General features: G+C 39.0%; 9 protein-coding genes. 8 read left to right on the plus strand and 1 reads right to left on the minus strand.

Going from position 1 to position 13,286, the window contains the following annotated elements; genetic code table 11:
• The first annotated feature begins 12 nt into the window (after positions 1–12).
• Genes ACUN24_RS13635 through ACUN24_RS13645 form a run of 3 tightly spaced genes read left to right on the plus strand, consistent with a single transcriptional unit; the run spans position 13 to position 7,707 of the window.
• Positions 13–3,669, plus strand: coding sequence for a hypothetical protein (locus ACUN24_RS13635; protein ID WP_445562975.1), 3,657 nt, complete (start codon positions 13–15; stop codon positions 3,667–3,669).
• Positions 3,670–3,677: 8 nt separating this feature from the next.
• Complete coding sequence (locus ACUN24_RS13640; protein ID WP_445562976.1) at positions 3,678–7,115, plus strand: DUF6443 domain-containing protein; 3,438 nt, start codon at positions 3,678–3,680, stop codon at positions 7,113–7,115.
• Positions 7,096–7,707, plus strand: a complete 612-nt coding sequence (locus tag ACUN24_RS13645) for a hypothetical protein (RefSeq protein ID WP_445562977.1) — start codon at positions 7,096–7,098, stop codon at positions 7,705–7,707. The genes ACUN24_RS13640 and ACUN24_RS13645 overlap by 20 nt, the downstream gene beginning before the upstream one ends.
• Positions 7,708–7,931: 224 nt before the next feature.
• Here the strand turns inward: ACUN24_RS13645 and ACUN24_RS13650 are convergent, their stop codons facing one another.
• Complete coding sequence (locus ACUN24_RS13650; protein ID WP_445562978.1) at positions 7,932–8,138, minus strand: hypothetical protein; 207 nt, start codon at positions 8,136–8,138, stop codon at positions 7,932–7,934.
• 329 nt (positions 8,139–8,467) lie between these two features.
• On the opposite strand from ACUN24_RS13650, the gene ACUN24_RS13655 reads away from it, so the two are divergent.
• The 5 genes from ACUN24_RS13655 (at position 8,468) to ACUN24_RS13675 (ending at position 13,249) form a co-directional block, all read left to right on the plus strand.
• Complete coding sequence (locus ACUN24_RS13655) at positions 8,468–10,060, plus strand: RHS repeat domain-containing protein (RefSeq protein ID WP_445562979.1); 1,593 nt, start codon at positions 8,468–8,470, stop codon at positions 10,058–10,060.
• An 11-nt stretch (positions 10,061–10,071) separates the two neighbouring features.
• A complete protein-coding gene (locus ACUN24_RS13660) occupies positions 10,072–10,461 on the plus strand; it encodes a hypothetical protein (protein WP_088301552.1) in 390 nt (129 codons plus the stop codon).
• Positions 10,462–10,836: 375 nt separating this feature from the next.
• Positions 10,837–11,013: an Imm26 family immunity protein gene (locus tag ACUN24_RS13665; RefSeq protein ID WP_445562980.1), complete on the plus strand. Its 177-nt coding sequence runs from the start codon at positions 10,837–10,839 to the stop codon at positions 11,011–11,013.
• 630 nt (positions 11,014–11,643) lie between these two features.
• Positions 11,644–12,498: a hypothetical protein gene (locus tag ACUN24_RS13670; protein WP_445562981.1), complete on the plus strand. Its 855-nt coding sequence runs from the start codon at positions 11,644–11,646 to the stop codon at positions 12,496–12,498.
• A 7-nt stretch (positions 12,499–12,505) separates the two neighbouring features.
• A complete protein-coding gene (locus tag ACUN24_RS13675; RefSeq protein ID WP_445562982.1) occupies positions 12,506–13,249 on the plus strand; it encodes a hypothetical protein in 744 nt (247 codons plus the stop codon).
• Positions 13,250–13,286 lie beyond the last annotated feature (37 nt).

Below are 13,286 nucleotides of genomic sequence, written 5' to 3' on the forward strand. Positions count from 1 at the left end.
ATCAGAATTTATATGAAAAAAATCTATTTTATTGTTCTCTTCTTTATTGCCGGGCGGGTATTTGGTCAGTCCTTAAACCTAATTCCTCCTCCTCCTACTGCTTCAGCACTTGGGAGATACGGAGAGGTACCTGTAAGTACATACAGTGGATTGCCGCAGATATCCGTACCACTGTATGAAATGAGTGGAAAAACCCTAAAACTGCCTATTTCACTTTCTTATCATGCCGGGGGTATCAGAACTGAAGAAAATTCTTCCTGGGTTGGTTTAGGGTGGTCTTTAAATGCCGGAGGGGTAATCACCAAAACAATAAGGGGAATTGATGATGATAATTTTGGAGGCTATTCCTTGAGTACGTTTCCATCAGGTGCGCTTACTTTAGATAGCTATTTTGATGAAGTCTTAAAGTCAAGAAAGGATACAGAACCCGATATTTATTTCTATAACTTTAATGGCTATTCTGGAAAATTTATCCTCGATCCTGCCGATAAACCCAATAGCAATACAATAAGGGCGTTTCTAATTCCAAAAAGCGATATTGAAATTACTTTTTCTTATACCGATCATTCTTTTACAGCAAAAACCCCTGACGGGATAAAATATGTATTTGGTGTTACGGAATATAACAATGTAACCTCTATCGTTTGTCAGGATGCAAAAAATAATCCCGGTATGCTAGATGCACAGATGGGAGGTGGATTTAACACTTCTTGGTTTATGAGCAGCATGGAAGCGCCAAATGGAAATGAAAAAATAACTTTTTCATATAGTGATGAAAATTATAAATATCAGACGCCAAAAAGTGGTAGATCTGGTTACAGAACTGATGGCAGTTTATATTCACTCTCATACTCATATTCTATTAATAATATAAGTGGAAAAGTGCTTAGTGAGATTAATTTTCCGGCTACCGGACAGCAATTAGTTTTTAATGCTAATAAAGTAAGGGAAGATCTGGGTGTTATTTATACTGCCGGAGCAAAGGCCCTGGAAGAAATTCTCGTGAAAAACATGACCAATAATAACATTCTAAAAAAAATAATCTTTAACACGGACTATTTTAATACAGGATCAATGCGGTTCGATGTAAATCAGGTATCAGCAGCGGAAAAATATCAATATAAAAGGCTAAGGCTGTTAAGTGTAAGGGAGGTGTCTGGTACTGAAGCAGTAAGTAAACCACCATATCTTTTCGAATATAACACTACTAATTTACCTCCAAAAAACTCAGAATTTCAAGATCATTGGGGGTTTATCAATCAGATATCAGACGAGAGGTACAATTACTATTCTGATAATTACCTGATCCCTGGTTTTATAGGTGAAATGGACCGTTCAAATGAATACTTCGGGGTTCAATGCAATGATTATTCAAATTTTGTGCCTTTTAGGACCACAGCTATTGGATATCTGAATAAAATTGGTGTAGATAGGGAACCAAACGAAGAGGCAACCAAGGCGGGTATATTGCGTAAAATAACTTATCCTACCGGGGGATACACCGAGTTTGAATTTGAATCCAATAAATATGCTTTCATAAACCAACAGGAACACTACGAGCCGAAATACGTATCGGAAACACTCACCGCCTTTACCGAAAGACCTGGTAACAATTTTCCCGGAGCGATAGAGAATGAAGAGAAAATTACCACATTTACTGTGGAAGAAAACAAAGCGTATGAAGTTGCTTTTGATCTTGAGAACTCATCAGGCCAATCTGGTATCAACTTTACCGATAATGAAATTTCATTGACCGGAACAGTTAATGGGATCGAAACTAATGTATTAAAATTGTATTACGACTGGTCGCCATATTATGATCCTTACAGAATAATATATTTTGATGAGGCTGCCAACCAACTTGCCAATGTACCCTTAAATATTTCTGGAGCAAACTATACTGCATATGATGATACCGCTGTGCCGACTAATGAAGGCATATCAAGAAAGGTTATTCATGGAACCCGTTCAGTTAGGCTCAAGCCAGGAGTAGTTTATAAACTGAAAGCGAAAAGAAGTTACAATGCCTATCAGAATTGTAGTAACCCCGGGCAGGCAGGATGCTTAATAAACAATAATTTTGCGAATATAGAAATGATTACTCCTGTTCTTAAAGAAATACCAAGAGATGCTACTACTTTGGTAGAGAATCTGGGAGCGGGATTAAGAATTAAACAAATCACCGATAAGAGCAATGATTCATCACCAGCACTAACAACCGAATATGAATACAGACTGTATGATGAGACAGGGCACAGCAAGTTAGTTTCTAGTGGAGTACTCCTCAGTAAGCCAGTTCATCATTATAATCAGCTTTATCACTACGAATCTAGTACGTATGGTTGCAACGATTGTGACGTTGTAACAATCAATAATGGATGCATGCAATATACCCATTCTGTTTTTAATGTATTTACTTTAGCTTCAAATTTACAGGTACCACTATCGACTACACAAGGAAATTACGTTGGATACCGCGAGGTGAAAGTTTCTAAGAAAAATAATGGATTTTCTATTAATAGATTTACCTCGCCTTATGAGTTTCCGGATATATTACCTGATAGATATAACTCATACAAATATTTATCAAATGGTGTTGGCTGGGCAGAATTTAATATGGTAGTAGAATATAACAATCTTGAATATGCCAGGTTATTTATACCTACCAGATCGAATGATTGGAAGAGGGGGTTGGTGGATAGTGTTTCTGTTTTTGATGAAGGATATCAGAAGATCTCAGGGGAGAGAAATATTTATAATTTTAATAACGTTGGATCTGAAATCCGTTCCCTTAATATGTTTTTTAATTCGATTAAACTTTCTCCTTCCGGATCAATTGCAGAAAGACAGGCCGATTATGTGGAGTACAAGGAAACTTCAGGATGGCCGTCATTGATGCGGCAGATATCAAGTAAAGATTATGCAGATAAACATGTCTTTAATTATACTGATTATGAATACGCAAGCTTAAGTCACATTAAGCCGACACTTATCCGATCTAGGGGAAGTGATGGTGGCAATGTCTCGCAAACATTTATTCTGGCGGCTGATAAGCCCTCGAATGTTTCTACACCCCAGGCAGTCTTAAATGAAATGGTCGACAACAGGCATATGCTGTATTCTGTACTCAAAGAAGAAACCATTAAGAACAATATTTCCATTAGTGGTAAAAAAAACGCTTATAAATTTGAAAATGGAAATATACTATTATCAAATACCGAAATCTCATTAACAGGTAACTACGAACCGCGCATAAGTTATGATAATTATGACGTTTTGGGCAATTTGCTAAGTTATACTAATGATGGGAAAAAAAATGTTTACTTGTGGAGTTATAATGGCCAATATCCAATTGTTGAAATTAAAAATGCCGAATATTCGGTAGTAGAATCCATTATGGGCGGATCTACGGCTGTAAGTAATTTACGTAATTCTTACCCTACAGATCTACAGGTTAATACGCTTATTGCTGCGCTTAGAGATTCACCCGAACTCAAAAATAGCGAGATTCTGGGGTTTACCTACAGGCCTTTGGTTGGTATAAATACAATATCCGATGCAAAAAGGATGACTACTTATTATGAGTACGATTCCTTTCAGCGTTTGAAATCTGTTAAAGACCAGAACGGCAATATCCTGAAACAAACCGACTACCACTATAAAAATTAAGGCTCTCCATGAAACAACATCTAAAATATTTTTGTGCGGCAGCATTATTGTTGCTCTGCGGCCGCACTTCTGCCCAAAAGGTGGTCTCTGTTTATAACGGCGAAAGCGAAATCAGTGCTCCCTTGAGTGTAACGCTGACCGATGGTTTCCATACCACTGGCCCTGTGCGGATTTTTACCACGGGCTTAAGTTATAGAAACTGCGTACCTTTTGTATCGGCGGCGAGCAGTAGCCAGAACTACATCAGTACGAGGGTATTCAAACAGCCGGGTATAGACCCGAACAATCTTTCGGGCCGCAGCATTTGTGAGGTAAACGAAACGATCCAGTATTTTGATGGCCTCGGGAGGCCTTTGCAGACCGTTCAGGTGCAGGGCAGTCCTGGTTTTAAGGATCTTGTACAGCCTATTGCCTATGATGCCTTTGGCCGTGAACAATTTAAATACCAGCCTTATGCTGCACAAACAGGAACTACGGGTAATTACCGTTCAGGTGCCCTTGCCGATCAGCTGGCGTTTTACAACAGCCCTACAGCAGGGGTAAAGGCTACAGCCTATCCCTTTGCAGAAACGGTTTTCGAGGCCTCACCATTAAACCGGGTACAACAACAGGGGGCACCGGGCGAATCCTGGCAGATCAGTGGTGGGCATACCCTAAAAACCGATTATGGTACCAATGCCCAGGATGAAGTAAAGCTTTGGACGATCAATAATAGTGACAACGGAGCGTCATCAACTGTTTACCTGCCAGGCAAACTTTACAAGACGATCAGTAAGGATGAGAACTGGAAGTTCGCTGATGCAAAAGCGGGTACGACAGAAGAATTCAAAGATTTTGAGGGGCGTGTAGTATTGAAGCGTATCTGGGAAACCGATGGTAAAAGTTTATCCACTTACTATGTGTACGACGATCTGGGTAACCTGCGTTATGTATTGCCCCCGGCAGTGAATGGAAACGGGCAGGCTGCACTAAGCAGTTTCGACGAAACTCTAGCTGTTTTCGACCAGTTTATCTATGGCTACCGTTATGATGGCCGCAAAAGACTGGTGGAGAAAAAGATCCCTGGCAAGGGCTGGGAATTTATGGTCTACAATAAGCTTGATCAGGTGGTGCTGAGCCAGGATGCCAACCAGCGGAACAAAAGCCCACAGGAATGGAATTTTACTAAATATGATGCCTTCGGCAGGGTGGTAATAAGTGGACGTTACATCGATGATTTGCATAATGGACAGTCAGTCACCAATTATAGATCCGCTTTTCAGGGGATCGCAGATGTAGCTGCTGCCTACGAAAAGCGCGATGCTTCAAATACACAGACCGGTTATAGCAACGATGCCATTCCGCAGGGCAGTATCGGTGATTATTATGTGCTGAACTATTACGATAATTACGATTTTACAGGCAATAGCTTTGGCCCGCCTACAGGTAGCCAGGCACATGCTGCACGCACCAAAAGCCTGCTTACGGGTACAAAAGTGAAGAACCTGGGGAACGGAACGATGCTGCTTACGGTAAACTATTACGACCTGGAAGGACGTGTAGTGCAGAGCAAGAGCAATCACCACCTGAATGGTACGGATGTGGTGGACAATACCTATAACTTTAGCGGTGAGCTTACTGCGAGTACGCGTACACATACAGCAGGTAGTTCGATTACAACGATTGCCAACCGTTTCGAATACGACCATATTGGGCGTAAAATTGCCAGTTTTGAGAACATTAACAACCAGGGTGAGGTGGCATTAAACCATCTGGAATACAACGAGATCGGGCAACTGACCAAAAAGAACCTGCACAACGATACCCAGGCTACCACTTTTGCCTATAACGAGCGTGGCTGGATGAAGAACAGTATATCCGATCAGTTCAGTATGAAGCTTGATTATGAAGACGGTGCTGCACAGGGCTATAATGGCAACATTACCAAACAATACTGGGCCTGGAGCAATACGGCCAGCCCAACTGCAAACATTTTCAACTATGGTTATGACAAACTGAATAGGCTGGGATCGGCTGCTACCACAGCAGGTGTTTCGATGAGCGAAGCATTAACCTATGATGTGATGGGCAATATTGCCAGCCTTAACCGTGATGGTGCCGGGGCGAAAGTATATAACTATTACAATTCAGGGAACAGTAACAGGTTGCAGAGCGTAAGCGGTTTAACCACACAAAACTATGAATACGATGCCAACGGTAATGCAACCAAGGATGGCCTGAGCGGAATCAGTTTGACTTATAATTACCTTAACCTCCCTGCAACGGCAGTGCGTACCACAGGTACAGCTGTTAACCTATCGTACACTTACGATGCTACCGGTAACAAACTGGCCAAAAACAGCAGTGGTACGTTAAGGAACTATGTTGATGGGATAGAATACAAGCCAGATGGTACTACTATTGATATTATCCATACCGAAGAAGGCATTGCGAGGAATAGTGGCGGTACATACAGTTATGAATATAACTTAAGCGATCATCTGGGCAATGTACGCTCAACATTTTATAAAAACCCCATAACCAATCAATTGGAGGTTTTACAGCAGGATAACTATTATGCTTTTGGACTTCGAAAAGAACCTGTTGTAAAAGCAGGAACAAATAAATATCTTTACAATGGCAAGGAGTTGCAAGAGGAGTTAGGAGCTTATGATTATGGTGCAAGGTTTTATGATCCGGTAATTGGCAGGTGGAATGTGGTTGATCCCATGGCAGAAAAATATTATGGAATTTCATCCTACACTTATTCTTTAAATCTTCCTTCTTCGCTTATAGATCCCGACGGACGAGATGTTGATATAAGTAATCTAACTGATGACGAACATAAAAAAGCATTACTTGAATTATTGAAAACAAAAAACGGTTTAGCTTTTATTGCTAGCTACCTTAAAAAAGGCCAATCTTTAAATATTACTATTGGAAAAAAAAGCCATGTGTTTTTAGCGAAAAAAGACGGTGAGTTTTCAAATGATATCCTTGGTTTAGGCTCTTCAGATAACTTAGGTACTGGAGGCGGAGCAAGGATATTAGGAGTAACAAAAACCACTAAACCAGATGGTATTGAACTGGATCAAGATGGATATGGGGGGAGTGAAAACAAATATGATATTAGAAAGCCTCTTGTAGAACAGGTCTGGCTCAAAAAAGGTCAGGGAATTGATAAATCAATTACGACATTCGGACATGAGTTTTTTGTTCATGCTTTTCCCGACCAAAATAGAATTAGAGAATTACGCCAAGAGCTAAATAAGGGAACGATTCAACCAGGAACCAAAGAATACGGACAAAAACTAGAAGCGATCACAAATAGTGCACAAATTGATCACGGAAATTTATCAAATGGTAAATCCGGCGCTTTCTTGAATTTTAGTTTGCAGATGGATTTAATAAATAATACTACGAAATTTATAAGATCATATAATCAAGATGTTAAAGAAAATAAATGATTTGAGAATAAGATTTTATCTGTTATTCCTGCTCATATGTTCATCTGGGGGTATCTTGTCATGTCATAACAGAGAATCAAGATTTATTTATATAATCTCCAAAGAGGATAGTATATATAAAACTTTGCATACCAGGCCAGACGGAGTAGTTTTATTGCCACCGGATGTTCGATTTGGTCAATATAATTTTATAATTGATTCGGTAAATAATGTATATTTTTATTCTTTTCAGGAACCTATTTCGACAGCAGGAGTCTTCGACGGAAAGGAAGATGAATTTGCTTATTTGATGCCTAATCATCTATTTATGATACCAAAATCTCTGGAAATTGATTTTTTTAAAAAAAATGTAGTTCTACAGAATAGTTCGGAAAAAATAAAAATCATAAATGTGGCTTCTTTTAGCGATACAATTAAAACCGATTTCATCAAATTTTTGAAAGAATTCCAGTCTCACGATTCTATGAAATATGCCTTAAAAATCAGACGTGCACTTCCAGAGGAAAGAAAAGTAATTAAGTTTAAGCTTGAAGGGAGACGCTATAATCCAACTTACGCTAAGAAGGATTCCATTCATAGGCATACGCAATAGTTTTAACTATCTAATCTTAGCCTCTCGCTAAGGCTAATCGAATATTTACCCATCTGGTCTTAGCGTCTCGCTAAGACCGACATGTAACTTACATAACAAAGCCCCGGTAGTATTAAAATTGCTGGGCTTTGTTATTTCTGTAGAAACCCTAATTTGATAAGTCTAGCTTTAATGGCTCCGTAGGTACGAGAATGTAGTTTGGCGAGTTGGGTAATCTTGGTTCCTTAGTTAAAGCGTTCTGCAAGCAATTCATCTTCTTCTTCACCCCATGGTAAACCCTGGTTTCCTTTTTCGGCTAGGGCTTCGAGTTGGTTAATGGCGAAGAAAAGCGGCCTGATGATTTCGGGCTGGTTGTATCGGCTATCAGCAGGGAATATTTCTCCTGTTATGGGGTCGGTGCCATCTACTGGCAGCCAGGCCCCCTGCAGCACGTACCAAAAGTCTGTTTACCGGCACAAAGGTGAAGAACCTGGGCAGCGGAACGATGCTGCTTACGGTAAACTATTACAATCTGGGATTCCGTAAACTTGATTCTTTTCATATTACCAATTAAATTAATAGTTTTTCTAATAGCCTCGCTGCGCTCGGTCTAGAATTCTACTTTAAATGGTCTGAATTTGGGGAAGGGCACATGAGAACATCAACAACCAGGGTGAAGTGGTATTGAACCACCTGGTACAACGAGATCGGGCAACTGGCCAAAAAGAACCTGCATAACGATACCCAGGCTACTACTTTTGCCTATAACGAGCGTGGCTGGATGAAAAACAGTATATCCGATCAGTTCAGCATGAAGCTTGATTATGAAGACGGTGCTGCACAGGGTTATAATGGCAACATTACCAAACAGTACTGGGACTGGGGCAATACAGCTAATCCAACGGCGAACATCTTCAACTATGGTTACGATAAACTGAACCGCTTGGGAACAGCGGCCACGGTGGCTGGGGTATCTATGAGTGAAGCACTGAATTATGATGTAATGGGCAATATTGCGAGTCTTAACCGTGATGGTGCTGGTGCCAAGGTATATAATTACTACAATTCGGGCAGTAGCAACAGGTTGCAGAGCGTAAGCGGGTTGACTACACAAAACTATGAATACGATGCCAATGGCAATGCTACAAAATATGGATTGAGCGGAATCAGTTTAACTTATAATTACCTTAACCTCCCGGCAACGGCAGTGCGTACCACAAGTACAGCTGTTACTCTATCCTACACTTACGATGCTACAGGTAACAAATTGGTAAAGAACAGCAGTGGTACGGTGAGGAACTATGTTAACGGGGTAGAATACAAGCCAGATGGTACCACTATTGATATTATCCATACTGAAGAAGGCATTGCAAGGAATAGTGGCGGTACATACAGTTATGAATATAATTTAAGCGACCATTTGGGCAATGTAAGGGCTACTTTTAAGCTAAGTCCTTTGCCACCATATGGACTGGAAGTAATTCAGCGAGATGATTACTATGCCTTTGGATTAAGGAAAACAGGATCTCCAAATTCGAATACAAATAAGTATCTTTACAATGGCAAGGAGTTGCAGGAAGAGTTGGGAGCTTATGATTACGGAGCAAGGTTCTATGATCCGGTAATAGGTAGGTGGAATGTTATAGATCCGTTGGCGGAGAAGATGCGTAGGCATTCTCCTTACAATTATGCTTTCAACAATCCTATTAGGTTCATTGACCCCGATGGGATGATGGCAAAACCCTTTGACGAGTGGCTTATCGATGGAGAAACTGGCAAGAAGCTGCAGAAGCAGAGTGGTTTAGGAGGTAAAGATATAGATTACCTTCACCATATTGGGGGAAAAAATGATGGGCAAACAGAAATAGTTAATAATAAAACAGGTGATAATACTTTTACGAAGGCTGGAGAATTTATTCGTGGATATAGCCACAGGTCATCAGATGTTCGATATACAACAATAGCAAATGAGTTTTTCAGTGGTACAGGGCCTAATAAAAGTTTGATAGAGGGAGCTGACCACAGAATGAACCAAGACATAATGAGATCACCCCAGTTTGCGAAAGCTGCATCCGAGTTTATGAAAAATGGAACCGATAAGAATTATATGTTTAAAGGCGAATTTGGAGTACTTGGAGCTCTGAAAGCTGACAACAATATGACAGCACAAATGATTGGGAAAGCAAATATCAGCTTTTATCCTGTCGGTGATCAACTTGTAATTATGGTGGTTGATAGTAAGTCAAAAACATCATGGTCAGTGAACCCTTTTGCAAAAGGAGAACAAAATAACATAACCCGAGGAGAATTTGGAACAGGAGGTCCTCAAAGTACAACGCATCAAACTTACATTTGGAATCTCCCAATTAGATAATATATGTATTTATGAAAGCTAAAGTCTATTATTTTTTATTTATTGCCTTGTGTTGTTGTTCGTGTAACGTGACAGTCAAAGATATCGTCGGAACCTACGTTTCGAACTTTAGAGTAAACAATCTTGATACTCTTAAGGTAAATACGGACGGCACATATGAAAAGCATGTGTATAGAATATCTGACAATAGGCTTATATATCAAAACAAAGGAAGCTGGGAATTAAGAGATGGAAGAATAATATTCAAAGACTTTTTCGAGAGCGATCAGGCTTTTTCTAAAGAATTTAAGGGCTATTCAGATATTTTGATTACCACTTCTTTAGATGTAAATAACAGTTTTGGAAAGGTTTCATTTGATTTTTCGGAAGAAAAGAATGATTATCTGTATAGAAAGTTATAACCCACGCTGGTGCGAGCGTGCCGCTCGTACCTTGAAATAAAATTATAAGCCCAACCCTAAAAAGTTGGGCTTTTTTATGCGTAGGCCTTTCTGACACCAATCTGGTCTTAGCGTCTCGCTAAGACCTAAAATGTTGCAAAGTCCATTAGCTTAAAAATTGCCGGGTTTTGTTATTTTCTTAGCTACGAGAATGCAATTTAGCATCCTGCATGATATGGGCTACAGCCATTTTTACCTGCTAACTAACATAAATGGAAATGGTGAGGTAATCCTTATATCTAAGATGCAAACGGCAATAAATTAAAAAGAGCTGGTATATCATCAAAATGTTAATATTGCATTCGGAGAGTTAAATAGATATATAGGAAAATAACTATGTCGAAACAAAAAGATATTTTAGGTGCTGTTTTCAAAGTGCAAGTAGATGAGAATTATTATACATATGGAAGAATCATTGCAAACTATGTGTACGCATTTTATGATTTTAGAACAAACCAAGAGCAAACTGATCTTTCATTAATAGAACGATCAAAATTATCTTTAAAATTTTAGTTAACCATAAAGCCATAAAAAGTGGCGCATGGAAAATCATAGGGATCAGCGAGCTACCTACAGACCTAAAAGAAACAGTTCCGTTTTTTATTCAAGAGATAGGTGACTTAACGACTTGTTGGATAGATTGGAATGGTACCAGTGAAAGAGTAGAATTCCAGGAGTGCATAGGATTAGAGCGCTTGGCTGTTTGGGATCAGATTCATGTTGAAAAAAGGATTTCAGATTATTATAATGGTATTCCAAATAAATATCTACAAGGATTAAGATTAAAAACTCCTTAATTAATCCCCCATCTAGTCTTAGTGTCTCGCTAAGACCCAACTTAAAATTGATATACTCCCATTTGGCACAAGTCTTCCTAGCTAGGATGATGGGATTGGAGACTTTTGTCTCTGCCTAAGGTTCTAGTCATGCTAAAAATTCAAAATATAAATCATTTCATCACGCCAAAACCCCATAATATCACTCGAAAAGCATCGTTCGTCAAAAATATTTTTCTTTTTGGAGGAGATGTGGTAGCTTGATCACAATTTATTGATTGATCATAAACCGAGGTAGATTTTTCCCCTCCTTCCTGTTTATGATTGCACGAATATTTTAATTAAATAATCTAAAATAACCAACAAAATGAAACACCTCAAGTTTTTATGCTCGCTGTTACCGTTCCTGGTAACGTATCAATTCAGTTATGCGCAAACTCCACAATTTTATTTCAATGGTGCTGCCGATGTTATTTTTCGCTTCCCCGATCGGGGTACAGGAGGTAGGGCATTGGTACATGATACCGACAATGTATTCAGCTTAAACTATGGGGGCGATTTTACGGGTGGTACACGTATAGGAAATGGATTTCGTGTTGCAAATAATGGGAGTTTTAGTGCCTTGGATAGATTGTTTCTTTCTGCTGAGGGTAATCTTGGAATCGGAACATCTAATCCTGAAGTGCCATTAACGGTTTATGGAAAGTCGCATTTTTATCCAAGCAGATTGGGTACGGGCGATGCAAGAGTATTATCCATAGATAATGATTTTACTATCATGAATTTTATGAACAATGATTACCCTATCGTTTTTAAAACAGGAGGTGGTAACCAGCCCATTATTCTGAATGCGGCAAGAGTAGGTATAGGAACAGTCAACCCACAAGAAACGCTTTCTGTTAATGGTAATATACGCGCAAAAGAAATCAAAGTAGAAGGCGCCAATTGGCCTGATTATGTTTTTGAAGAGGGGTACAATGTTGAAACGTTGAAAGAATTGGAGCGTTACATTAAAGCAAATAAACATCTGCCTGAAATACCAAGTGTGGCTCAGGTCGAAAAAGAAGGCATTCAGCTGGGAGAGATGAATAAATTATTATTGAAAAAAATAGAAGAACTGACCATGCATCTGATTGACAAGGAAAATCAGTTAGAAACCCAAGGCAAATTGCTTTTGAAAATTGAAGAAAGGTTAAAAAAACTCGAAACTAAACTAAACTAAAACAAAAATGAAGAAGATAACGCTTGTACTAATATTAATGATAACCATAAAACTTGGTTTCGCACAAGACAATAATACGTTCCCGACCCAAGGTAACGTAGGCATGGGAACCCTGAATCCACAGGCAAAATTGGATATTAAAGGTAATATTCAGTTTTCTAGCGCTGAAATTCCATTTGGACTTAATACTGAAGTGGGAGGAACAACACCTCTTTTTAATATGAGTGTTAATTTCAGAGAAGCAAATAAAAATAATGCTTATGTAGGAGCGGCATTTAGAATTGATACAAGGATATCTGAATTGCCTTTATTTCAGTGGCTGAAAAGAGATGCAGGTACTGATCTTGAAAGTGTAATAATGAACCTAAACAAAAACGGAAATCTTGGTATTGGTGTTCCCAATGCTGCGGAAAGACTTTCCGTTAATGGAAACATCCGTGCAAAAGAGGTTAAGGTAGAGGCTACCAACTGGCCTGATTATGTTTTTGAGAAAAAATACATTCTGCCTACTCTTAAAGAAACAATGAGCTACATCGAACAATACGGTCACCTTCCTGATATGCCGTCTGCTGATGTTGTTGCGAAAGAAGGTCAAAACCTGGGAGAAATCCAGGCTAAACTTTTAAAAAAAGTAGAAGAACTTACCCTACATCTCATCCGTCTGGAAGAATCGGATATAAAACAGAAAAAACGTATTGATGAGCAGGATAAAATAATAAATAACTTAAAAAAAAAATCAGTTAAAAAATAAATCTTTTTAATATTAGCGCCTGTTTAAATTTTTATAG

The organism is Pedobacter sp. WC2501 (assembly GCF_052682415.1).